Origin of the sequence: Pseudomonas sp. ME-P-057, assembly GCF_030208975.1 — a bacterium.
Lineage (GTDB): Bacteria > Pseudomonadota > Gammaproteobacteria > Pseudomonadales > Pseudomonadaceae > Aquipseudomonas > Aquipseudomonas lutea.
Genome location: NZ_JARVSX010000034.1, coordinates 44,525 through 67,259, shown reverse-complemented (window position 1 = coordinate 67,259; position 22,735 = coordinate 44,525). Strand labels below are relative to the sequence as shown.

At 61.3% G+C, this 22,735-nt stretch carries 18 protein-coding genes; 12 read left to right on the top strand and 6 right to left on the bottom strand.

The genetic code is table 11. The features are described 5' to 3' along the window. The 4 genes from QRN48_RS18520 to cysB all read left to right on the top strand — a co-directional run bounded on the left by QRN48_RS18520 (position 1) and on the right by cysB (position 3,635). On the top strand, positions 1-954 hold the full coding sequence (locus QRN48_RS18520; RefSeq protein ID WP_191943615.1) for a putative 2-dehydropantoate 2-reductase: 954 nt from the start codon (positions 1-3) through the stop codon (positions 952-954). 43 nt (positions 955-997) lie between these two features. Next, positions 998-1,918: a 5'-nucleotidase gene (locus tag QRN48_RS18515; protein ID WP_052075158.1), complete on the top strand. Its 921-nt coding sequence runs from the start codon at positions 998-1,000 to the stop codon at positions 1,916-1,918. A 95-nt stretch (positions 1,919-2,013) separates the two neighbouring features. Then, entirely contained in the window at positions 2,014-2,508 is a 495-nt protein-coding gene (locus QRN48_RS18510; protein ID WP_037013076.1) for a universal stress protein, read from the top strand. A gap of 152 nt (positions 2,509-2,660) precedes the next feature. After that, positions 2,661-3,635 carry an HTH-type transcriptional regulator CysB gene (gene cysB, locus QRN48_RS18505; RefSeq protein WP_037011062.1) on the top strand — a complete coding sequence of 325 codons (975 nt, stop codon included), beginning with the start codon at positions 2,661-2,663 and terminating at the stop codon, positions 3,633-3,635. Positions 3,636-3,751: 116 nt separating this feature from the next. Here the strand turns inward: cysB and QRN48_RS18500 are convergent, their stop codons facing one another. The 5 genes from QRN48_RS18500 to rloA all read right to left on the bottom strand — a co-directional run bounded on the left by QRN48_RS18500 (position 3,752) and on the right by rloA (position 10,019). After that, positions 3,752-4,486, bottom strand: a complete 735-nt coding sequence (locus QRN48_RS18500; RefSeq protein ID WP_037011061.1) for a phosphoadenylyl-sulfate reductase — start codon at positions 4,484-4,486, stop codon at positions 3,752-3,754. Positions 4,487-5,245: 759 nt separating this feature from the next. Next, complete coding sequence (pabB, locus tag QRN48_RS18495; protein ID WP_285352215.1) at positions 5,246-6,589, bottom strand: aminodeoxychorismate synthase component I; 1,344 nt, start codon at positions 6,587-6,589, stop codon at positions 5,246-5,248. 358 nt (positions 6,590-6,947) lie between these two features. Further along, on the bottom strand, positions 6,948-7,916 hold the full coding sequence (locus QRN48_RS18490) for an alpha-L-glutamate ligase-like protein (protein ID WP_191943666.1): 969 nt from the start codon (positions 7,914-7,916) through the stop codon (positions 6,948-6,950). After that, on the bottom strand, positions 7,916-9,466 hold the full coding sequence (gene rloB / locus QRN48_RS18485; RefSeq protein ID WP_285352213.1) for an osmotic stress tolerance membrane protein RloB: 1,551 nt from the start codon (positions 9,464-9,466) through the stop codon (positions 7,916-7,918). Before rloB ends, QRN48_RS18490 begins: the two co-directional genes overlap by 1 nt. Positions 9,467-9,470: 4 nt before the next feature. Next, positions 9,471-10,019: a retropepsin-like aspartic peptidase RloA gene (rloA, locus tag QRN48_RS18480; protein WP_037011058.1), complete on the bottom strand. Its 549-nt coding sequence runs from the start codon at positions 10,017-10,019 to the stop codon at positions 9,471-9,473. 290 nt (positions 10,020-10,309) lie between these two features. Between rloA and QRN48_RS18475 the strand changes: the two genes are divergently transcribed. The 5 genes from QRN48_RS18475 (at position 10,310) to prpF (ending at position 17,107) form a co-directional block, all read left to right on the top strand. Further along, complete coding sequence (locus QRN48_RS18475) at positions 10,310-11,017, top strand: GntR family transcriptional regulator (RefSeq protein ID WP_037011056.1); 708 nt, start codon at positions 10,310-10,312, stop codon at positions 11,015-11,017. Beyond that, positions 11,014-11,904, top strand: coding sequence for a methylisocitrate lyase (gene prpB / locus QRN48_RS18470; protein ID WP_191943610.1), 891 nt, complete (start codon positions 11,014-11,016; stop codon positions 11,902-11,904). The genes QRN48_RS18475 and prpB overlap by 4 nt, the downstream gene beginning before the upstream one ends. A gap of 185 nt (positions 11,905-12,089) precedes the next feature. After that, the gene (prpC, locus tag QRN48_RS18465) at positions 12,090-13,217 is read left to right on the top strand and encodes a bifunctional 2-methylcitrate synthase/citrate synthase (RefSeq protein ID WP_285352209.1); all 1,128 of its coding nucleotides are present in this window, start codon (positions 12,090-12,092) and stop codon (positions 13,215-13,217) included. A 62-nt stretch (positions 13,218-13,279) separates the two neighbouring features. After that, positions 13,280-15,874, top strand: coding sequence for a Fe/S-dependent 2-methylisocitrate dehydratase AcnD (gene acnD, locus QRN48_RS18460; protein WP_285352207.1), 2,595 nt, complete (start codon positions 13,280-13,282; stop codon positions 15,872-15,874). Between the two features lie 51 nt (positions 15,875-15,925). Continuing rightward, entirely contained in the window at positions 15,926-17,107 is a 1,182-nt protein-coding gene (gene prpF, locus QRN48_RS18455) for a 2-methylaconitate cis-trans isomerase PrpF (protein WP_285352205.1), read from the top strand. 183 nt (positions 17,108-17,290) lie between these two features. On the opposite strand, the gene ppsR is transcribed toward prpF, so the two are convergent. Next, complete coding sequence (ppsR, locus tag QRN48_RS18450; RefSeq protein ID WP_037011048.1) at positions 17,291-18,109, bottom strand: posphoenolpyruvate synthetase regulatory kinase/phosphorylase PpsR; 819 nt, start codon at positions 18,107-18,109, stop codon at positions 17,291-17,293. A 221-nt stretch (positions 18,110-18,330) separates the two neighbouring features. Here ppsR and ppsA point away from each other — a divergent pair, with 221 nt between their 5' ends. The 3 genes from ppsA (at position 18,331) to rraA (ending at position 22,675) form a co-directional block, all read left to right on the top strand. Then, a complete protein-coding gene (ppsA, locus tag QRN48_RS18445; protein WP_285352202.1) occupies positions 18,331-20,706 on the top strand; it encodes a phosphoenolpyruvate synthase in 2,376 nt (791 codons plus the stop codon). Positions 20,707-20,982: 276 nt separating this feature from the next. Beyond that, on the top strand, positions 20,983-21,981 hold the full coding sequence (locus QRN48_RS18440; RefSeq protein WP_285352201.1) for an alpha/beta fold hydrolase: 999 nt from the start codon (positions 20,983-20,985) through the stop codon (positions 21,979-21,981). Positions 21,982-22,186: 205 nt separating this feature from the next. Continuing rightward, the gene (rraA, locus tag QRN48_RS18435) at positions 22,187-22,675 is read left to right on the top strand and encodes a ribonuclease E activity regulator RraA (RefSeq protein WP_037011044.1); all 489 of its coding nucleotides are present in this window, start codon (positions 22,187-22,189) and stop codon (positions 22,673-22,675) included. Positions 22,676-22,735: the final 60 nt, after the last annotated feature.

The window sequence follows — 22,735 nt, the reverse complement described above, 5'->3', positions numbered from 1 at the left end:
ATGAGCGAAAGCGCAATCAAACCCCGCATCGGCATTATCGGCACGGGTGCGATCGGCGGGTTCTACGGCGTGATGCTGGCGCGGGCCGGCTTCGACGTGCATTTTCTACTGCGCAGCGAATTCGATGCCGTGTCCCGCGACGGTTTGACGGTGGACAGCCAGGTGCATGGCCTGCTGAAGCTGGACAAGGTGCAGGCCTACGCCTGCGCTGCCGACATGCCGCCGTGCGATTGGCTGCTGATCGGCGCCAAGACCACCGGCAATGGCGGGGTGGCCTCCGCCATCGTGCAGGCCGCCGCGCCCGGCGCCAAGGTGCTGCTGTTGCAAAACGGTCTGGGCGTGGAGGACGCGCTGCGGGCCGTACTGCCCGACGCGCTTCACCTCTTGGGCGGGCTGTGCTTCGTGTGTGTGCATCGCACGGGGCCGGGGCAGATCACCCATCAGGCGTTTGGCGCCGTCAATATTGGCTACCACAGCGGCCCGGCCGACGCCCCGACGCGCAATCATTGGGTCGAGCAGGGCGCCTCTTTGTTTCATCAAGCCGGCATCGATTCGGTGGCGATGGACAACCTCGACCTGGCCCGCTGGCAAAAACTGGTGTGGAACGTGCCTTACAACGGCCTCTCGGTGTTGCTCAATGCCAGCACCACGCCATTGATGGCCGACGCCGACAGCCGCGCGCTGATTCAAGGGCTCATGGCCGAAGTGGTGCAGGGCGCCCAGGCGTGCGGGCACGTGCTGCCAGAGGGCTATGCCGAGCACCTGCTCAAAGTCACCGGCCATATGCCGGATTACCGGCCGAGCATGTACCACGATTTCACCGAACGACGTCCGCTGGAGCTCGATGCGATTTACGCCCGGCCTCTGGCCACTGCGCTCGCCGCCGGCTGTGACATGCCCAAGGTTCGCGCTCTTTACCATGCGCTGGCGTTCATCGACCGGAACAATCGATAGAAACCGTTGCCGTACTCCGCGCACCTGACCCATGAGGATGAAGATGAGCAACGCGCTGAACGTAAAGCCTCTTGCGAGCAAGCTGGTCCTGGCGATTTCCTCGCGGGCGCTGTTTGACCTGCGCGAAAGCCATGAGATCTACATGGCGGAGGGTGTAGCGGCCTATCGTCAATACCAGATCGAGCATGAAGATGAAGTGCTTGAACCCGGCGATGCGTTTCGGTTGGTCGAAAAGCTGCTGAGCCTTAATGCCGGTTTGACCCAGTCGCGGGTGGAAGTGGTGCTGGTCTCGCGCAACAGCGCCGACACCGGCTTGCGAGTGTTCAATTCGATCCAGCATTACGGCCTGGACATCTACCGCGCGGCGTTCGTCGGCGGGCGCAGCCCGTTCCCTTATCTGGCGGCGTTTGGCAGCCATCTTTTCCTGTCGACCCACGCCGAGGACGTGCGCAGCGCCCTGGACGCCGGTTTCGCCGCCGCCACCATTCTGTCCGGCGGTGCCCGGCGCGCCGCCAGTGCCGAGCTGCGCATCGCCTTTGACGGTGACGCCGTGCTGTTTTCCGACGAGTCCGAGCGCGTTTACCAGTCGGGCGGGCTTGAGGCGTTTCAGGCCAATGAGCGCGAGGCCGCCCGCAGGCCGTTGCCGGGCGGCCCGTTCAAGCCGTTTCTGGCCGCACTGAATGCGCTTCAACGAGAATTTCCCGAAGAGTCTTGCCCGATTCGCACGGCGTTGGTCACCGCACGCTCCGCTCCGGCTCACGAGCGCGTGATCCGGACGCTGAGGGAGTGGGACATTCGTCTGGATGAGTCGCTGTTTCTGGGCGGGTTGGACAAATCCGCATTTCTGGAAGCGTTTGCGGCGGATGTGTTCTTCGACGACCAACCCGGTCACTGCGAACGGGCGCGCGAGGTCGTCGCGACCGGGCACGTGCCCCATGGCATCAGCAACGAGCTAAAACCCTGAGGCGTTAGATCGAAAAGCAGCAGGCGGACGTCGCATTGCTCGAGGCGCTGCTACGCTTGCTGGGACTTCATCTGAAAGGTGGTCCCGGGGGCTTTATGATCCGCTCGATGCTCTACGCCACCGACCTCGGCCTGTATGCGCCGTACGTGCTGCAGCACGCTGTGGTGCTGGCGCGGACGTTCAAGGCCGAGCTGCACGTGGTGCACGTGGTTGAGCCGATGGGGCTGTTCGCCGAGTCGGTGCTGCAGAGTTACCTGACCGCCGATGCGCTGAAGGAACTCCACAGCGAAGGCGTCAATACCGTCATCGACGGGATCGAGGCCAGGGTTTTGGCCAGTTTTCGCGAAGAGTTGGGTGAGGGCCACCAGGACCTGGCGTTGATCTGCAGCGTCCGCGTGGTTCAAGGCGACCCCTCCAAAGTGATACTCGATCAGGCACGCCTGCTGGGCGTCGATCTGCTGGTGCTGGGCAGCCGCAGCAAGGGCGGTGAGGGGGATACGCCGATCGGACGGACCGCCGCGCGGGTTCTGCAACTGTCCAACGTGCCGGTCTATATGGTGCCGATGCTGCAGAGGCGACCACAGACGTGATGGCGGTTGCGTGAATATTTCGAACGCTTGAAAAGCTGCGTGCCATTACGGGTCAAAAGTGATAAAAAGTTCTAGCTTTGCCATCCGGACCAATAATCCAGTTATATACCGTTGCTGATGCCTATGGCGTCTTACGGCTTTGAGGGATACATATGAAGCTTCAACAACTGCGCTACATCTGGGAAGTGGCGCACCACGACCTCAACGTTTCAGCGACGGCGCAGAGCCTCTACACCTCGCAGCCGGGCATCAGCAAGCAGATCCGCCTGCTGGAAGACGAACTGGGCGTGGAAGTCTTCGCCCGCAGCGGCAAGCACCTGACCCGCGTGACCCCGGCAGGCGAGCGCATCATTACTACCGCAGGGGAGATCCTGCGCAAAGTCGAAAGCATCAAGCAAATCGCCCAGGAATTCTCCAACGAGAAAAAAGGCACGTTGTCCATCGCCACCACCCACACCCAGGCACGCTATGCGCTGCCTCCGGTGATCAGCAATTTCATCAAGCAGTACCCGGACGTTGCATTGCACATGCATCAGGGTTCGCCGATGCAGATCGCTGAGATGGCCGCCGACGGCACCGTCGACTTCGCCATCGCCACCGAAGCCCTGGAACTGTTTGGTGATCTGGTGATGATGCCTTGCTACACCTGGAACCGCTGCGTGGTCGTGCCCCAGGGCCACCCGCTGACCAAGGTGCCAAAGCTGACGCTGGAGATCCTCGCCGAGTACCCGATCGTCACCTACGTGTTCGGCTTCACCGGCCGCTCCAAGCTGGACGAGGCTTTCAGCCACCGCGGGCTGACCCCGAAAGTGGTGTTCACCGCTGCGGATGCGGACGTGATCAAGACCTACGTCAGGCTGGGTCTGGGCGTGGGCATCGTTGCCAAAATGGCGGTGGATGCCAAGCTGGACAACGATCTGGTGGTGCTTGATGCCAGTGAATTGTTCGAAGCCAGCGTGACCAAGATCGGCTTCCGTCGCGGAACCTTCCTGCGCGGCTTCATGTGCGATTTCATCGAGAAATTCGCCCCGCACCTGACCCGCGATGTCATGGCCAAAGCCATTCAGTGTCACAACAAGCAGGAGCTGGAAGAACTGTTCGCCGGGGTAGAACTGCCAGAGCATTGAGAGGCGAACCTCAGCTTCAGGCGGCAAGTTTCAAGCTGCTAGAAACAGCAGACCTCACGCGGACCGCCGTTTTCTTGCAGCTTGAGGCTTGAAGCTTGAAGCTTGAAGCTGCCTCTCTATCCTTTCGCGATCAGATTGCCCGCATGCAGCCCGCATTCCTTCTGCGTGGCTTCTTCCCACCACCAACGGCCTTCACGCTCATGCTGGTTGGGCAGAACCGGGCGGGTGCAGGGTTCGCAGCCAATGCTGATAAAGCCGCGCTCGTGCAGAGGGTTGTAAGGCAGTTCAAGCATGCGGATGTAATTCCACACGTCCGCGCTGCTCATTTGGGCCAGCGGGTTGAATTTGTAGAGTGGGCGTTCCGGCGTCGAGAATGCACCGTCGATTTCGACCACCGCCACGTTGTTGCGCGTGCTTGGGCTCTGGTCCCGACGCTGCCCGGTGGCCCAGGCGGTGACGCCGGCAAGTTTGCGCCGCAACGGCTCGATCTTGCGAATACCGCAGCACTCGCCATGGCCGTCGCGGTAGAAGCTGAACAAGCCCTTTTCCTTGACCATAGGTTCGAGTTTTTCCCGATCAGGGCTGACGATATCGATGTCGATCTTGTACTGCTCGCGCACCTGATCGATGAATCGATAGGTCTCCGGGTGCAGCCGGCCGGTGTCCAGACTGAACACTTTGACGTTTTTGTTGAGTTTCCAGGCCATGTCCACCAGTACCACGTCTTCGGCACCGCTGAAGGAAATCCACAAATCGTCGCCAAAGTGCTGGAAGGCGAACTTGAGGATGTCGGACGGGGATTTATTGGCATACGTGGCGGCGATGTCGTCGACGTCGAAAGGGTGATTCATCAGGCGGCTTCCTATATCAGGCTGGCGCTTAAGCGCTCGTAATGGCGCAGATGGTAACAAAAAATCTGGCCTCGTTTGCCCCGTAGCAATTTGTACGGAGACGGATGCGCGACGCGGACACTGCCTATCTTGTTGAACGGACGCATAGCTCTGTACGCAACGACTCGCTGGCGGACGCGGTGAGTCAGCTGCAAATGGATGGTTCGACACCACGCCTTCGCCAGCAAGCCGGCTCGGATTGGTCTACGGCGGAGGTTCCCGGCAAGGCCTGGATTAACTGTAGGAGCCGGCTTGCTGGCGAACGCGTCCGTTCAGGCGCTACGGTGTTGAGGGTGCGCCTCATTCGCCAGCAAGCCGGCTCCTACGGATGTACATAGAGCCGGTACTGTCGGTCACCGCGTACGGATTTACGTAGCGTCGGCATGTCGGTCACCGCGCACGGATCTACGTAACGTCGGCACTGTCGGTTACCGCCTACGGATTTGCATAAGACCAGCACCGTCGGTCACCGCATACCTGTAGGAGCCGGCTTGCTGGCGAACGCGTCCGTGCAGGCGCTGGGGTGTTGAACCGTCCACCCGTTCGCCAGCAAGCCGGCTCCTACGGATTTACATCAGGCCGGCACCGTGGGTCACCGCGTATGGATCTGCGTAACCCCGCACTGTCGGTTACCCCCCCCAGATTGCGTAAGACCAGCACTGTCGGTCATGGCCTGCATAGCTATGCGTCCGTGATCATCATTGATCGCCAATCAGTCGTTCATAACCTCTCAAGCGTCTGCATCAACACCCGCACTTTGGTGAAGGTCTCTTGATATTCCGCCTCCCACTGCGAATCAGCGACGATGCCGCCGCCGCCCCAGCAGGCGATTTGGCCTTCTTTTGCCAGCAGACTGCGGATGGCAATGGAGCTGTCCATCTCGCCCCGCACATCGAGGTACATCAACGAGCCGCAATACAGGGCCCGCCGGGTCGGCTCCAGTTCTTCGATGATCTGCATCGCGCGGATCTTCGGCGCGCCGGTGATCGACCCACCCGGAAAACTGCCGCCGATCAGGTCCAGCGCATCCTTGCCCTCGGCCAGCTCGCCGGTAATAGCGCTGACCAAGTGATGCACGTTGGGATAGCTTTCCAGCCTGAACAGCTCCGGCACCTTGACCGAGCCGATGCGGCAGGTGCGCCCCAGGTCATTGCGCAGCAGGTCGACGATCATCAGGTTCTCGGCGCGGTCTTTCTCACTTGCCATCAACTCATCGGCAAAGGCTGCGTCCTCAGCGCTGTTTCGACCCCGCGGACGGGTGCCCTTGATCGGACGCGTCTCGACCTGACGCTGACTCACCTTGACGAACCGCTCGGGTGACAGGCTCAACACCGCATCGCCCTTGGGCAGGGCCAGATAGCCGGCGAACGGGGTAGGGCAGGCGACGCGCAGCGCCTGATACGCCGTCCATGGGTCGCCTTCAAAGCAGGCGCGAAAGCGCTGGGCGAAATTGACCTGATAGCAGTCACCCGCCTGGATATAAGCGTGAATTCGCTCGATGGCCTCCCGGTACTGCTCGGCGTTGATGTCCGATGCGAAGGGCGCCGTCAGCTTGAACGATACGTCCGCTTGCGCGTCGGGTAGCTCGAACAGCGCAATGAGGCGCTGGCGTTCTGCCTGTGCCAGCGCCGGGTGAAACACCAGTTGGCTGGTCTGCTCCTGGTGATCGCTGACCAGCGCCCAGGCATACAGCCCCAATCGCGCCGAGGGCAGGTGCAGGTCATCGATGGCTTGATCGGGCAGGGGTTCAAACAGGCGGCCGAAGTCGTACGCCAGATATCCGATCAAGCCGCCGGCGAACGGCAGCGCGCAGTGCTCCGGCAAATCGGCTTCACCGAGGCGGGCCAGTGACTCACGCAGGCGCTGAAGAAAGGCCGGCCCGGATTCATTCGCAACCGGCTGCAGTGTGTCCAGCGGCCAGGCACTGAGCAGATCGAAGCGGCCGCGGTCAGCCGTCGGGCGGCCGCTGTCCAGCAGCACGGCGCCCTGAGCAAACCGCACGCGGGCGAAATACCCGCTGGGGTCGGCACGATAAGGCAGTGGGTGTAAGGAGCAGATAGGCATGCGAGGCGTGGATCAGTCTAGGCGCGAGGACGGCGATTGTAGTCTTCCGCGGGGTCGAGTTGTAGGGGAATGCTGTGGCCGGCGGCGAGCCAGGCAAGATTCTTTGCCCCTCCTCAATGCTGGCGGCGCGATGCTTCACGCCTTCACGCCTTCACGCCTTCACGCCTAAAGCCGGTCCCACATACGCATTTCGCTGTGGGCGCGGGCATGATTTACGGCAAAGGCTCGCGGCGTGGCTTGGGTCGACTGTAGGAGCCGGCTTGCTGGCGAACGCATCGGCCCAGTCAACCTCGTGATTGCAGACCCACCCGGTTCGCCAGCAAGCCGGCTTCTGCAGATTCTGCGCCTGCCGCAGATCTTAAACGTGCCCAAACAACCCTTGAGCGAACGTGACCCGCTCTTCCGGGCTCTCATGACGACCTTCCGCGGCCAGCGTTTCCAGTCGCTGCTCCACCGCGACGGTGCGGTGCGTGAGCCCGCAGTCGTTGGCAATCTGGATGTTGAGCCCCGGCCGGGCGTTAAGCTCCAGAATCAGCGGCCCGCGGTCCTGGTCCAGCACCATGTCGACGCCGATGTAACCCAGCCCGCACAGCTCGTAGCATTCGGCGGCGAGTTTCATAAAGCCGTCCCAATTGGGCAGTTGCACGCCGTCCACTGCATTGGTGGTGTCGGGGTGCTTGCTGATGATGTTGTTCAGCCAGGTGCCGCGCAGGGTCAACCCGGTTGCCAGGTCGACGCCGACACCGATGGCGCCCTGATGCAGGTTGGCCTTGCCGCCGGACTGCCGGGTCGGCAGGCGCAGCATGGCCATCACCGGATAGCCCATCAGCACGATCACGCGGATATCAGGCACCCCTTCGTAACTGATGCTCTTGAAGATCTGGTCGGGCGTTACGCGGTACTCGATCAGCGCCCGGTCACGATGGCCACCCAGGGAGTACAGGCCGGTGAGGATGCTGGAAATCTGATGCTCGATTTCCTCGTGGCTGATGATTCGCCCGGAGACCGTACGGAAGCGTTCTTCGAAGCGGTCGGCGATGACCAGAATGCCGTCGCCGCCTGCGCCTTTGGCGGGCTTGATGACGAAATCACGGCGTCCGCCAATGATCGTATCCAGCTTGTCGATCTCCTTTTCGGTGGAGATGACCCCGTACAGTTCAGGCACGTGGATGCCCGCCGCAATGGCGCGCTCCTTGGTGATGATCTTGTCATCGACGATGGGGTAAAGGCTGCGCTTGTTGTACTTGAGCACATAGTCGGCGTTGCGCCGATTGATGCCCATGATGCCCTTGGCTTCCAGCGCCTTCCACGTCTTCCACCAGCCCATCATTTGAGGCTGTCCCGTTCGGCGTCTTCCTTGATGAACGCCTTGAAGCGAATCAGCTCGGTTAGCCGATAGCCGCGATAGCGCCCCATGGCCAGCATGAAGCCCATCAGGATCAGAAGGATCGCCGGGAAGGTAAACACGAAGTAGATGAACTCCGGGACGCTCATGATGATATGGGCCAGCGAGGCGGCAAACAGCGTGCCGATCGCGACCTTCATCGCATGACCGCCACCGCGTTCCTCCCAGGTGATCGACAGACGCTCGATGGTCATGGTCAGAATCACCATCGGGAACAGCGCCACCGACAGCCCGCGCTCAAGCCCCAGCTTGTGGCTGAACAGGCTGATGGCCGCAATCAGTACCACCACGAACGTCAGCACCACCGAGAGCCTCGGCAACATCTGCAGCTTGAGGTGTTCCAGGTACGAGCGCAGCGACAGGCCCAGCGCGGTGATGATGGTGAACAGCACAATCCCGAAGCCCAGCTGGGTCTCGCGGAACGCCAGGGCGATCAGCACCGGGGTGAAAGTGCCCAGAGTCTGCAGCCCGATCAAGTTGCGCAGGATCAGAATCACCAGCACGCCGATAGGGATCATCACCATGATCATGAAGGTCTGCTGGGTCTGCAGCGGCAGGCCATACAGCGAGTACTCCAGAAAATCGGCGTCAGTGCTCTCGTCCGTCAGCTTGGCCAGACGGATCGCGTTCATTTCACTGTTGTTGAGACTGAAGCTGACGGTGGCCTTCTTGCCGCCTTCGACGGAGATCAGGTTGTCGTCGCCAATCCACCAGAGCAGGCGATCCTGCGGCAGGCCGGCCTCGCCGGTGTCGGGGTTGAAATACAGCCAGTCCTTGCCATTGAAACTGCGCAACCACAGCTCGGGGGACTGCGGCTGGTCGGCCACCAGGCGAATGGTGTGCACCTTCTCCACGGGCACGTGGGCAATGGACAACAGGGTTTCGGTGATGCGCGCCTTGTTCTGTACCGACGTATCACCCGCCAGCAGCAGCTTGACGTTGTCGTCGCTCAGATTATTGACGCGTTTGATGGCTTCGCTGACGAAGGTCTCGACGTCGGCGGAATGCTGCCGGATGGGCGCGAGCAGCGCGTCGGCGGCAATTTTTTCCGGGCCTTCGACGACGATGCTGTCGCGGAAGATCGGGCCCTTGACCTTGGCTTTTTCGCCGCTGTAACGCTTGGTCAGTACCAGTCGGTAATACAGCGTCTGGTTGCCGTTGGCCCGCCGCGCCGACCAGGTGACTTTGCGGTTGCCGTCGGCGCGGTTGACGTTCACGCCATAGTTGTTGGAGATAAAGCTTTCATTGAGGCTGATGTAGTCGCGCGACAGGGGCGGCACATACATCTGCACTTTGACCGTGTCTTTGGGATTGGCGACGAACTCGACTTTGGCGTCGATGTTCCACAGGTCGTCGGTTTCGTCTTCGGTCACCGGAATGCCGAGCACCAATATCTGGTAAGCCGTGATGGCGATGCCCAGTGTCACAAGGGTCGCGATCAGGATTTTCAGATGGAGGGTAAGAGAGCGCATGTCGTTACTCTGCGGTTTGAGCATGGGTGACGCAGGCAGGCTTGCCTGCTGCGTATTTCAGGCTTGGGTCGACCAGCGCGTCGAAGTGCTTGAGGGCTTCGGAGCCAATCAAAAGCGGGTATTGGAATGCGCTGCGATCGGTCAAGTTCACTTCTATGTTGCGCAGCGCACTGCCCATGCACACATCAAGGCTGATGACCGGGCGGGCGGTGTATTTCTTGTCGTCGTCGGCATCGATGTCCCCGGCGCGGCGCTTGATCTTGCTGACGCGCGCCAGAGGACGTTCGATGGGGTGTTCGTGGGCATCGTCGATCGCCAGATAAAAGCGCACCCACGATTCACCGTTGCGCTTGAAGCGTTTGATGTCACGGGCACTGAGGGAGGCGGTTTTGGCACCAGTGTCCAGCTTGGCCGCGACCTGCAGATCGATGTCCGCAAGCTCTGCGTACTCGTTCAAGCCATAGACGGTCTTTTCAGCGGCCTGACACAGTCCGGGCAGAAAAAGACCCGGCAAATAGAGGGAGAGCAGGAAGAGAAGAGGGTGGCGGCTCATAAGTCCAGGCGCGATGAAAGTGAGGGAGCTGCTTTGACGTCAGGGTGCGGTGCTGTGTTGCAGCGCGACCTTGCGGCAAAGCGCCTGCTGGACGGACGGGCAGTCTGAGGCGGGCCGCATTCTAGCATGAAGGTTTTATGGCGCCAGTGAAGGGGAACGCGGATACGTGTTGTCGGAGACTGCCCTGATCGGCTGAGGTATTAGACGATTGTCGACAATCAGCGGTTTAGCTTTGACGCGAGCCTCATCTTTGGCTAGATTCAGGGCTATTCACAGATGAGGTGTCAACAATGTTGGATGCAGCGGAAGTCCTGCCCGCTAATGCTGTCGATGCCGAAACACTGTCCGAGAACGTTTTTCGCCGCATCCAGGCTGCCATTGTCAAGGGCGATATTGCGCCCGGCAGCAAGATTTCCGAACCCGAGCTGGCGCGGACCTACGGCATCAGCCGGGGACCGTTGCGCGAGGCCATACACCGGCTGGAAGGCCAGCGTTTGCTGGTTCGCATCCCCCACGTTGGCGCACGCGTCGTCTCGTTGAGCCACGCCGAGCTGGTCGAGCTGTACGAAATCCGTGAGTCCCTTGAAGGCATGGCGTGCCGCCTGGCGGCCGAGCGCATGAGCGTTGAGGAAGTCGCCGAGCTGCGTCGGGTGCTGGAAACCCATGAGCGGGACACTGCTTTTCAGGCCGGGGTTGGCTACTACCAGCAGGAAGGCGACTTCGATTTTCATTACCGGATCATTCAGGGCGCGCGCAACAGCACGCTGACGCAGATGCTGTGCGATGACCTTTACCAACTGGTGCGCATGTACCGCATCCAGTTTTCCACTACGCCCAACCGTCCGCGCCAGGCGTTCAGCGAGCATCACCGAATTCTCGACGCCATTGCCGACCGCGACGGCGAGCTTGCCGAGCTGTTGATGCGCCGCCACATCGCCGCGTCCAAACGCAACATTGAGCAGCATTTTCAAGCTGCAACTGCCCGAGGTGAACAATGACAACACGCACCACTCCTGGCCAACGCTTCCGTGATGCCGTGGCCAGCGAACACCCGCTGCAGGTGGTCGGCACGATCAACGCCAACCACGCGCTGCTCGCGCAACGGGCCGGCTTCAAGGCTATTTACCTGTCCGGTGGCGGTGTCGCTGCGGGTTCTCTGGGCGTGCCGGACCTGGGCATTACCGGGCTGGATGACGTGCTCACCGACGTGCGCCGCATCACCGATGTCTGCGAGCTCCCGCTGCTGGTGGACGTCGACACCGGTTTCGGCGCTTCGGCATTCAATGTCGCGCGCACCGTCAAATCGATGATCAAGTTCGGCGCGGCCGCGATGCACATCGAAGACCAGGTTGGTGCCAAGCGCTGCGGTCATCGGCCGGGTAAAGAGATCGTCTCGCAGCAGGAGATGGTTGACCGGATCAAGGCGGCCGTCGACGCGCGCACCGATGACAGCTTCGTGATCATGGCGCGAACGGACGCGCTGGCGGTGGAAGGTCTGGAGTCGGCACTTGACCGGGCTGCGGCGTGCATCGAAGCAGGCGCCGACATGGTCTTCCCTGAAGCGATCACCGAACTGGAGATGTACAAGCTGTTCGCTTCGCGCGTGAAGGCGCCCATTCTCGCCAATATCACTGAATTTGGCTCGACCCCACTGTTCACCACCGAACAGCTGAAGTCGGCCGAAGTCGCGCTGGTGTTGTATCCGCTGTCTGCGTTCCGGGCGATGAACAAGGCAGCCGAGAACGTCTATAACGCCATCCGTCGCGACGGGACGCAGCAGAACGTCGTCGACACCATGCAGACCCGAATGGAGTTGTACGAGCGCATCGACTACCACGCGTTCGAGCAGAAGCTCGATGCGCTGTTTGCACAGAAGAAAGGCTGACCACGCCCAGGTGCAGGAGCGCGCTTGCCGGCGAATGCATTCTTCCAGCTGACGATGAAATTTGCTGACACGACGCTTTCGCGGGCAAGCGCGCTCCTACAAAGGGGGCGCGTATACCCAGCGATATTTGGCTGACTTACAAAACTGAATTGCCGATTCCCACAACTACAAGACTGGAGACAGCAATGGCTGAAGCAAAAGTACTGAGCGGTGCAGGCCTGCGGGGCCAGGTGGCCGGACAGACCGCGTTGTCCACCGTTGGCCAGGCCGGCGCCGGATTGACCTACCGTGGCTATGATGTGAAGGACCTGGCCGCCGACGCCCGGTTTGAAGAAGTCGCCTACCTGCTGCTGTACGGGGCACTGCCGAGTCAATCGCAACTCGACGGTTACCTGCAAAAGCTCCAGGGCCTGCGCGACCTGCCCCAGGCGCTGAAAGAGGTGCTTGAGCGCATTCCCGCTGACGCGCACCCGATGGACGTCATGCGCACCGGCTGCTCAATGCTCGGCAACCTGGAGCCTGAAGCCAGCTTCGCTCAACAACTCGATTCCACCGACCGGCTGCTCGCCGCCTTCCCGGCGATCATGTGCTACTGGTACCGCTTCAGCCATGAGGGCAAGCGCATCGATTGCGTCACCGACGAGGTGTCGATCGCCGGGCATTTCCTGAAACTGCTGCTGGACAAGGCGCCCAGCGAGTTGCATCGCAAGGTCATGGACGTCTCGTTGATCCTTTACGCCGAGCACGAGTTCAACGCATCGACCTTCACCGCGCGCGTCTGCGCTTCGACCTTGTCCGACCTGTTCTCCTGCATCACGGCGGCCATTGGCACCTTGCGCGGCCCGTTGCATGGCGGCGCCAACGAGGCGGCGATGGAGATGATCGAGAAGTTCTCGTCTGCTGAAGAGGCCGCCAAGGGCACGCTGGCGATGCTGGAGCGCAAGGACAAGATCATGGGCTTCGGTCATGCGATCTATAAAGACAGCGATCCGCGTAACGAGGTGATCAAGGGCTGGTCGAAAAAGCTCGCGGAGGAGGTGGGCGACACGGTGCTGTTCCCGGTGTCCGAAGCCATCGACAAGACCATGTGGGATCAGAAGAAGCTCTTTCCCAATGCCGACTTCTACCACGCCTCGGCGTACCACTTCATGGGTATCCCGACGAAGCTTTTTACGCCGATATTCGTCTGCTCGCGCCTGACCGGCTGGGCCGCTCACGTCTTCGAACAGCGTGCCAACAACCGCATCATCCGACCGAGCGCCGAATACATCGGCGTCGAGCAGCGCACATTCGTGCCAATCGAACAGCGCTGATGGGCAAAGGAGAGTTCCACGGGGCTCTCCACCCGTAACTTTTCCGTGATCGAGTCCTGACGATGAACACTGAATACCGCACACCACTGCCCGGCACTTCGCTGGATTACTACGACGCCCGCGCGGCGGTCGATGCCATTCGGCCTGGTGCTTACGACACGCTGCCGTACACCTCCCGCGTGCTCGCTGAAAACCTGGTCCGCCGTTGCCACCCGACAACCCTGACGGCCTCGCTCACGCAATTGATCGAGCGCAAGCGCGACCTCGACTTTCCGTGGTTTCCGGCGCGGGTGGTCTGCCATGACATCCTCGGTCAAACCGCGTTGGTGGACCTCGCCGGCTTGCGGGACGCCATCGCCGACATGGGCGGCGACCCGGCGCAGGTCAACCCGGTGGTGCCGGTGCAACTCATCGTCGACCACTCGCTGGCCGTCGAATGTGGCGGTTACGACCCGGATGCGTTTACCAAGAACCGCGCGATCGAAGACCGTCGCAACGAAGACCGCTTTCACTTCATCAACTGGACCAAGCAGGCGTTCAAGAACGTTGAAGTCATCCCGCCAGGGAACGGCATCATGCACCAGATCAATCTGGAGCGGATGTCGCCGGTCATCCAGACGCTCAACGGGGTGGCCTTCCCCGATACGCTGGTCGGCACCGACAGTCACACCCCGCATGTGGACGCCCTGGGCGTCATCGCTATAGGCGTAGGCGGCCTTGAGGCCGAGAACGTCATGCTCGGCCGCGCCTCGTGGATGCGCCTGCCGGACATCATTGGCGTGGAGCTTGCCGGCCGTCCGCAGCCAGGCATCACCGCCACCGATGTGGTGCTGGCGCTCACCGAATACCTGCGTCAGCAGAAGGTTGTCGGTGCCTACCTGGAGTTCTACGGAGAGGGCGCCCGCGCGCTGACCCTTGGCGACCGCGCGACCATTTCCAACATGGCCCCTGAATACGGGGCGACGGCGGCGATGTTCGCCATCGATCAACAGACCATCGACTACCTCAGGCTGACCGGCCGCGAAGACGCGCAAGTGCAGCTGGTGGAAACCTATGCCCGGCAGGCGGGGCTGTGGGCGGATAGCCTGGCGAGCGCGGAATACGAGCGGGTGCTGCATTTCGACCTGTCCAGCGTGGTGCGCAACATGGCCGGCCCGTCCAACCCCCATGCTCGGGTAGCAACCAGCGATCTCGCCGCCAAAGGCATCGCGGCGCCGTGGTTGGAGACACCGGGCGAAATGCCGGACGGCGCGGTGATCATCGCCGCGATCACGAGTTGCACCAACACCAGCAACCCGCGCAACGTCATCGCCGCCGGCCTGCTGGCACGCAACGCCAATCGCCTGGGGCTGGTGCGCAAGCCGTGGGTGAAGTCGTCTCTTGCGCCGGGCTCAAAGACCGTCGCGCTGTACCTGGACGAAGCGGGTTTGACCTCGGAACTGGAACAGTTGGGTTTCGGCGTCGTGGCCTTCGCCTGCACCACCTGCAACGGGATGTCCGGAGCCCTGGACCCCGCGATCCAGCAGGAAATCATCGACCGTGATCTGTATGCCACGGCGGTGTTGTCGGGCAACCGCAACTTCGACGGACGCATTCATCCTTACGCCAAGCAGGCCTTTCTCGCCTCGCCGCCGCTGGTGGTGGCCTACGCCATCGCTGGAACGATCCGTTTCGATATCGAGAAAGATGTGCTGGGCCTTGGGCCCAATGGCGAAGAAATCCGCCTGAAGGACCTCTGGCCGAGCGACGCCGAGATCGATGTGGTGGTTAAGGCCTCGGTCAAGCCCGAGCAGTTCCGTCAGGTGTACATCCCGATGTTCGCCATCCACGAAGATACCGGGCCGAAAGTAGCGCCGCTGTACGACTGGCGCCCCATGAGTACGTACATTCGCCGCCCGCCGTATTGGGAAGGCGCGCTGGCCGGCGAGCGAACCCTGCGCGGCATGCGCCCGCTGGCGGTGTTGCCGGACAACATCACTACCGATCACCTGTCGCCCTCCAACGCGATCATGCTCGACAGCGCGGCGGGGGAATACCTGGAAAAGATGGGCCTGCCGGAAGAAGACTTCAACTCGTACGCGACCCATCGCGGTGACCACCTGACCGCTCAGCGCGCCACGTTCGCCAACCCTAAACTGTTCAACGAGATGGTGCGCGAGAACGGCAAGGTCAAGCAGGGCTCGTACGCGCGGATCGAGCCGGAAGGCACAGTGGCGCGGATGTGGGAGGCCATCGAAACCTACATGGCGCGCAAGCAGCCGTTGATCATCATCGCGGGTGCCGACTACGGCCAGGGCTCTTCCCGTGACTGGGCGGCCAAAGGGGTGCGGCTGGCAGGCGTGGAGGTCATCGTCGCGGAAGGGTTCGAGCGTATCCACCGCACCAATCTGGTGGGCATGGGCGTGCTGCCACTGGAGTTCAAACCGGGGACCAACCGACTGACTCTGGGGATCGACGGCAGTGAAACCTATGACGTGGTGGGTGCGCGCACTCCGGGTGCCACGCTGACGCTGATTATCCAGCGCAAGACCGGCAAGCGTGTGGAGGTGCCGGTGACCTGCCGTCTGGACACTGGTGAAGAAGTGTTGATCTACGAGGCCGGTGGCGTGTTGCAACGCTTTGCCCAGGACTTCCTCGAATCGTCGGCCGTTGCCTGAGCCGTCGCACACTCGGCTCTCTGGATTAGAAAGAACAAGAAGGACCCATTCATGGCTAACGCAGCACAGATCAGAATCCCCGCCACGTATATGCGCGGGGGCACCAGCAAGGGCGTGTTTTTCCTGCTCGGCGACTTGCCTGAGGCGGCGCAAACTGCCGGGCCGGCACGTGATGCGTTGTTGCTGCGGGTGATCGGCAGCCCCGACCCTTACGCCAAGCAGATCGATGGCATGGGCGGCGCGACGTCGAGCACCAGCAAGACGGTGATCCTGTCAAAGAGCAGCCGCGCCGACCACGACGTCGATTACCTGTTTGGTCAGGTCTCTATCGACAAGCCTTTCGTCGACTGGAGCGGCAACTGCGGCAATCTTTCGGCGGCGGTCGGGCCGTTTGCGATCAGCAACGGCCTGGTTGATCCGGCGCGAATTCCCCGCAACGGTGTGGCGGTGGTGCGTATCTGGCAGGTCAATATCGGCAAAACCATCATTGCCCACGTGCCGATCACAGACGGCGTGGTGCAGGAAACCGGCGACTTCGAGCTCGATGGCGTGACCTTTCCTGCGGCCGAAGTGCAATTGGAGTTCATGGACCCTGCCGCAGAAGAGGAAGGTGCTGGCGGCTCGATGTTCCCGACCGGCAATCTGGTTGATGACCTTGAGGTGCCGGGGTTGGGTACGTTAAAGGTGACGATGATCAACGCCGGCATCCCGACCATCTTCGTGGACGCCGCGGCCATCGGCTACACCGGCAGCGAGCTGCAGGACGCGATCAACAGCGATCCGAACGCCTTGAGCATGTTCGAAACGATCCGGGCCTATGGCGCGGTGCGCATGGGCCTGATCGGCAATGTGGATGAGGCTGTCACCCGTCAGCACACGCCAAAAGTTGCGTTCGTGGCGCCGCCGGCAGAATACCTGTCTTCCAGCGGCAAAAGGGTCACAACCCAGGACACCGACTTGCTGGTGCGCGCCATGTCCATGGGCAAACTCCATCACGCGATGATGGGCACGGCGGCGGTGGCCATCGGCACCGCGGCGGCTATTCCGGGCACGCTGGTCAACCTGGCAGCGGGCGGCGGCGAGCGCAGTGCGGTGCGTTTCGGTCATCCCTCCGGAACGTTGCGTGTCGGCGCCGAAGCGGCGCAAGTCAACGGCGAATGGCAAGTCAAAAAAGCCATCATGAGCCGCAGCGCACGGGTATTGATGGAAGGGTGGGTGCGGGTGCCGGGCTGAAAAGCCGGTTTCATCGGCCACCTCGGTCTGTAGGAGCCGGCTTGCTGGCGAACCGGCTATTCATGCACATCCATGGTACTGACCCACCGCTTTCGTACGATCGCGGTGAGTCAGGCACTGAAAATGGGGTCTGAAGCCTCGGTTCGCCAGCAAGCCGGCTCCTACAGGTCTGGAGCCAAGCGCTTATTTAAACCGCCGTTCCACGCCTTTCTCCACCAGCACCTTCGCCGAGATTTCCTCGACGGAAAAGTGCGTCGAGTTGATGTTCGGAATGTTTTCGCGGCGGAACAGGCTTTCGACTTCGCGCACTTCAAACTCGCATTGCGCGTAGCTCGAGTAGCGGCTGTTGGGTTTGCGCTCGTGTCGGATGGCGGTAAGGCGGTCGGGGTCGATGGTCAGGCCGAACAGCTTGTCGCGATGCAGCTTGAGCGCCGGCGGCAGCTGCAAGCGTTCCATGTCGTCCTCGGTCAGCGGGTAGTTGGCCGCCCGAATCCCGAACTGCATGGCCATGTACAGGCAGGTCGGCGTTTTGCCGCAGCGCGACACACCCACCAGGATGATGTCGGCCTTGTCGTAGTAGTGCGTCCTGGCCCCGTCGTCGTTGTCCAGCGCGAAGTTCACCGCCTCGATTCGCTCCATGTAGTTGGAGTTGTGCCCGATGGAATGGGATTTGCCCACCGAATAGGAAGAGTGTGAACTAAGCTCCAGCTCCAGCGGGGCGAGGAAGGTCGAGAAGATGTCGATCATGAAGCCGTTGGAGGTGGCGAGGATTTCGCGGATGTCCTGATTCACGATGGTGTCGAAAATAATCGGACGGGCCTCATCCTTTTCGGCAGCGTTGTTGATTTGCTGGACCATCGCACGAGCCTTCTCGACGCTATCGATATAGGGCCTCGTGAACTTGTTGAAAGTAATGTTTTCAAATTGCGCTAACAGACTTTGCCCCAGGGTTTCGGCGGTTATGCCGGTGCCATCGGAGATGAAGAAAGCGGATCGTTTCATTTGCGCCCCGGGGCCTTAAGCTGATGGTCATTTATGGATATGATAGGCCGGCTTGCAGGCCCTGACTCGCTGCATTCTACCTGTATTCGGCAATCGGATTGCCCGGTCGACACAGCCAACACCCGGCTGTTCACGATCCAAAGCTGTGGGCTTGTCCTGATTACCTGCGATTCCAGCACCAAAGCGTTTCCCAACAATAATCGGTTAGTGGAGAGATCACCTTGGTAGAGTACGTAGTTTCCCTCGATAAGCTCGGCAAACATGATGTTGAGCATGTGGGGGGCAAGAACGCATCCCTCGGCGAGATGATCAGCAACCTGGCGGGCGCAGGCGTGTCCGTTCCCGGTGGCTTTGCCACTACAGCTCAGGCCTATCGTGATTTTCTTGAGCAAAGTGGTCTGAACGATCAGATCCATCAGGCCCTCGACGCTCTGGATGTCGACGACGTCAACGCGCTGGCCCGCACCGGCGCGCAGATTCGTCAGTGGATCATGGAGGCCGAATTCCCCGAGAAGCTCAACGCCGAAATTCGCACCGCCTTCGCCGAACTGTCGGCAGGCAACCCGGATGTCGCTGTTGCCGTGCGTTCTTCCGCCACCGCAGAAGACTTGCCGGACGCCTCGTTCGCCGGCCAGCAGGAAACCTTCCTTAACATTCGCGGCGTGGAAAACGTCATTCGTGCGGCCAAGGAAGTGTTCGCTTCGCTGTTCAACGACCGCGCCATTTCCTACCGTGTGCACCAGGGCTTCGACCACAAGCTGGTGGCGCTGTCTGCCGGTGTGCAACGCATGGTGCGTTCGGAGACCGGCACGGCAGGCGTCATGTTCACCCTCGACACCGAGTCGGGTTTTCGCGACGTCGTGTTCATCACCGGCGCTTATGGTCTGGGCGAAACCGTCGTGCAGGGCGCCGTCAACCCGGACGAATTCTACGTTCACAAGAACACCCTTGAGGCCGGTCGCCCGGCAATCCTGCGCCGCAACCTGGGCAGCAAGGCCATCAAGATGATCTACGGCGAAGAAGCCAAGGCCGGCAAGTCGGTCAAGACCATCGACGTTGAGCCGGCCGATCGCGCACGCTTTTGCCTCAGCGATGAAGAAGTCAGCAACCTGGCCCGCCAGGCGATGATCATCGAGAAGCACTACCAGTGCCCGATGGACATCGAGTGGGCAAAGGACGGCGACGACGGCAAGCTGTACATCGTCCAGGCGCGGCCCGAGACGGTGAAGAGCCGGACATCGGCCAATGTCATGGAGCGCTACCTGCTTAAAGAGAAGGGCACCGTCCTCGTCGAAGGCCGCGCCATTGGCCAGCGCATCGGAGCCGGCAAGGTACGGATCATCAAGGACGTCTCCGAGATGGACAAAGTCCAGGCCGGTGACGTGCTGGTCTCCGACATGACCGACCCGGACTGGGAACCGGTGATGAAGCGCGCCAGCGCCATCGTCACCAACCGCGGCGGGCGCACCTGCCACGCGGCGATCATCGCCCGTGAGCTGGGCATTCCGGCAGTGGTCGGTTGCGGCAACGCCACTGAGTTGTTGCAGGATGGCCAAGGCGTCACCGTGTCCTGCGCCGAGGGCGACACCGGTTACATCTTCGAAGGCGAGCTGGGTTTCGACATCAAGCAGAACTCCGTCGACGCCATGCCGGAGTTGCCGTTCAAGATCATGATGAACGTCGGCAACCCTGATCGCGCGTTCGATTTTGCCCAACTGCCTAACGCGGGCATCGGCCTGGCGCGTCTGGAATTCATCATCAACCGGATGATCGGCGTGCACCCCAAAGCACTGCTGAACTACGCGAACCTGCCGCTGGACATCAAGGAAAGCGTCGACAAGCGCATCGCCGGCTATGACGACCCGGTCGGTTTCTATGTCGAGAAGCTGGTCGAGGGCATCAGCACCCTGGCCGCCGCGTTTTCGCCGAAGAAGGTCATCGTGCGGCTCTCGGACTTCAAGTCCAACGAATACGCCAACCTCATCGGCGGCAAGCTCTACGAGCCGGAAGAAGAAAACCCCATGCTGGGCTTCCGTGGCGCCTCGCGTTACATCAGCGAAAACTTCCGTGACTGCTTCGAACTCGAGTGCCGCGCCCTCAAGCGTGTGCGCAACGACATGGGTCTGACCAACGTCGAGATCATGGTGCCGTTCGTGCGCACCCTGGGCGAAGCCAGCCAGGTGATCGATCTGCTGGCCGAAAACGGTCTGGCGCGGGGCGAGAACGGGCTGCGCATCATCATGATGTGCGAACTGCCCTCCAACGCGCTGATGGCCGATGAGTTCCTGGAGTACTTCGACGGCTTCTCCATCGGCTCCAATGACCTGACTCAGCTCACCTTGGGTCTGGATCGAGACTCCGGGATCATCGCGCACCTGTTTGACGAGCGTAATCCTGCGGTGAAAAAGCTGCTGTCCAATGCCATTCAGGCCTGTAACAAGGCCGGCAAATACATCGGCATCTGTGGCCAGGGCCCCTCCGATCACCCGGACCTGGCGCGCTGGTTGATGGAGCAGGGCATCGAAAGCGTGTCGCTGAACCCCGATTCGGTGCTGGAGACCTGGTTCTTCCTGTCCGAAGAGGACGCTCCAACCTGATGCAGATGGAGTAACATGCCGGCCCGTTTGTACGGGCCGGTTTCCTGAAAAAGGGCGGGTTTTAACGAATCCGCCCTTTTTCATGGGTGATTTTCAGCGCGCAGAGAGCGTCAACCTGCAGTAATGGCCTGCGGTACAAGCCTGCAGCCACGGCGGTCAGCCACCACTTGTCAGCTACTACTGTCGGCCACCACCAATGGCGGCTGCAGAAGCAGTTCCGACACGGGTCTGAACCGGACCGAACCCGACTCACTCAAGACTTCCAGCAAGAGCACCATGCAAAGCAGCAGTCATCTTTTCCCTGTAGCCCTGATCAGCGCCGAGCGTCGTGGCGACCTGACCGAGGACGTGTACCGCCTGAAGCCCGGCAACAGCCCGGATTTCACTGTCGAAATCGCTGTCACCCGACTGGGTCGTGTTGCGGCGCCGGACGCCCGGGGCGTGCCAGTTGTGCTGCTGCACGGCAGCTTTTCCAATCGCCGCTTCTGGTATTCGCCCAAGGGTATTGGCCTGGGTGCGTACCTGGCGCGTGAAGGTTTCGACGTCTGGATCGCGGAGATGCGCGGCCACGGGCTGTCAGCGCGCAACAGCGCTTACGCGGGCAACTGTGTCGCCGATTACGCCCGCTACGATCTGCCGGCCATCGCCGCGTTCGTCCGTGAGCAGACCGGTCAGGCGCCGCACTGGGTCGGTCATTCCCTGGGCGGCACCACGCTGGCGGCCGCGCTGGGCGGGCAGACGCTGACGGCGGACGACGCAGCCTCCGTGGCAATCTTCGGCAGCCAGGTCACCCGCAGCCACTGGCCGCTCAAAGTACCGCCGCTGCAGTGGCTCGCACGGCTGATACTCAAGCGCTTCGAGCATGTTTCGGGCCAGCGCTTCAAGCGCGGCCCTGAGGATGAGCCGATGGGCGTGATCCTGGAAAGCATGCGCTGGCACGGCCTGTTCGGGCGCTTCGGGGATAAAAAGGACAATTGGTGGTCGGGGCTGGCGCAGGTGACAGTGCCGTTGCTGGCTGTCGCCGCAGTCGGGGATCATCAAGACCCGGAATGGGCGTGCCGCGAACTGTTCGATCAGTTTGGCGCGCCCGACAAGTCATTTCTGGTCCTCGGTCGCGACCACGGCTTCAGCGAGGATTTCGACCATGTGCAGATGCTGGTCAGCAAAGCCGCGCAGACCCAGGTGTGGCCGCGCGTCGCGGACTGGCTGAACCGCCATGCTGCAGGCGCCAAGACTGAATCAACGCTGAACATGATGGCAACTCCGCAGCTATGAGGGTCGCAGCCATTCCTTGGGCGTCGACTTGGGGATAAGCTGCGCTCACGTCAGTCAGGGTCGGTAAATGTACGTCACGACTCGTCGGTCGGGTTTTTGTTCTATATAAGAAGACGGCGCGGGGCGTTTCGGTGTGTCACACCCGCCAGCTATGCTCTAGCCGTTGTATCCGACCCATAGAGCCTTTTCTGACAGGAGTTACCCCATGCACTACATCACCCCGGACTTGTGCGACGCTTACCCTGAACAGGTTCAGGTGGTCGAGCCAATGTTCAGCAACTTCGGTGGCCGTGATTCGTTTGGCGGCGAGATCGTGACGCTCAAATGCTTTGAGGACAATTCTCTGGTCCGTGAGCAGGCTGAGCAGGACGGCACGGGCAAGGTGCTGGTGGTTGACGGCGGAGGCTCGCTGCGTTGCGCGTTGCTGGGCGACATGATCGCCGAGAAAGCTGCGAAAAACGGCTGGGAAGGGATGGTCATCTACGGCTGTGTGCGCGACGTCGATGTCCTGGCGCAGACTGATCTGGGCGTGCAGGCGTTGGCCAGTCACCCGCTGAAGACCGAAAAGCGCGGCCTGGGTGAACTCAACAAGGTCGTCAACTTCGGTGGCGTGACCTTCAGGCCGGGCGAATTCGTGTACGCCGACAACAACGGCATCATTGTCTCGCCCATCGCACTGACGATGCCGGACTGATCAACTTTCATTCTTTATGGGTGCAGCCACCGAGTCTGCACCGCAGTCAGCAAGGATACG

Bases quoted from the DNA above. Each gene is read 5' to 3' on its own strand.
- QRN48_RS18520 (WP_191943615.1), top strand. From the start codon at position 1: ATGAGCGAAAGCGCAATCAAACCCCGCATCGGCATTATCGGCACGGGT.
- QRN48_RS18515 (WP_052075158.1), top strand. From the start codon at position 998: ATGAGCAACGCGCTGAACGTAAAGCCTCTTGCGAGCAAGCTGGTCCTG.
- QRN48_RS18510 (WP_037013076.1), top strand. From the start codon at position 2,014: ATGATCCGCTCGATGCTCTACGCCACCGACCTCGGCCTGTATGCGCCG.
- cysB (WP_037011062.1), top strand. From the start codon at position 2,661: ATGAAGCTTCAACAACTGCGCTACATCTGGGAAGTGGCGCACCACGAC.
- QRN48_RS18500 (WP_037011061.1), bottom strand. From the start codon at position 4,486: ATGAATCACCCTTTCGACGTCGACGACATCGCCGCCACGTATGCCAAT.
- pabB (WP_285352215.1), bottom strand. From the start codon at position 6,589: ATGCCTATCTGCTCCTTACACCCACTGCCTTATCGTGCCGACCCCAGC.
- QRN48_RS18490 (WP_191943666.1), bottom strand. From the start codon at position 7,916: ATGGGCTGGTGGAAGACGTGGAAGGCGCTGGAAGCCAAGGGCATCATG.
- rloB (WP_285352213.1), bottom strand. From the start codon at position 9,466: ATGCGCTCTCTTACCCTCCATCTGAAAATCCTGATCGCGACCCTTGTG.
- rloA (WP_037011058.1), bottom strand. From the start codon at position 10,019: ATGAGCCGCCACCCTCTTCTCTTCCTGCTCTCCCTCTATTTGCCGGGT.
- QRN48_RS18475 (WP_037011056.1), top strand. From the start codon at position 10,310: ATGTTGGATGCAGCGGAAGTCCTGCCCGCTAATGCTGTCGATGCCGAA.
- prpB (WP_191943610.1), top strand. From the start codon at position 11,014: ATGACAACACGCACCACTCCTGGCCAACGCTTCCGTGATGCCGTGGCC.
- prpC (WP_285352209.1), top strand. From the start codon at position 12,090: ATGGCTGAAGCAAAAGTACTGAGCGGTGCAGGCCTGCGGGGCCAGGTG.
- acnD (WP_285352207.1), top strand. From the start codon at position 13,280: ATGAACACTGAATACCGCACACCACTGCCCGGCACTTCGCTGGATTAC.
- prpF (WP_285352205.1), top strand. From the start codon at position 15,926: ATGGCTAACGCAGCACAGATCAGAATCCCCGCCACGTATATGCGCGGG.
- ppsR (WP_037011048.1), bottom strand. From the start codon at position 18,109: ATGAAACGATCCGCTTTCTTCATCTCCGATGGCACCGGCATAACCGCC.
- QRN48_RS18440 (WP_285352201.1), top strand. From the start codon at position 20,983: ATGCAAAGCAGCAGTCATCTTTTCCCTGTAGCCCTGATCAGCGCCGAG.
- rraA (WP_037011044.1), top strand. From the start codon at position 22,187: ATGCACTACATCACCCCGGACTTGTGCGACGCTTACCCTGAACAGGTT.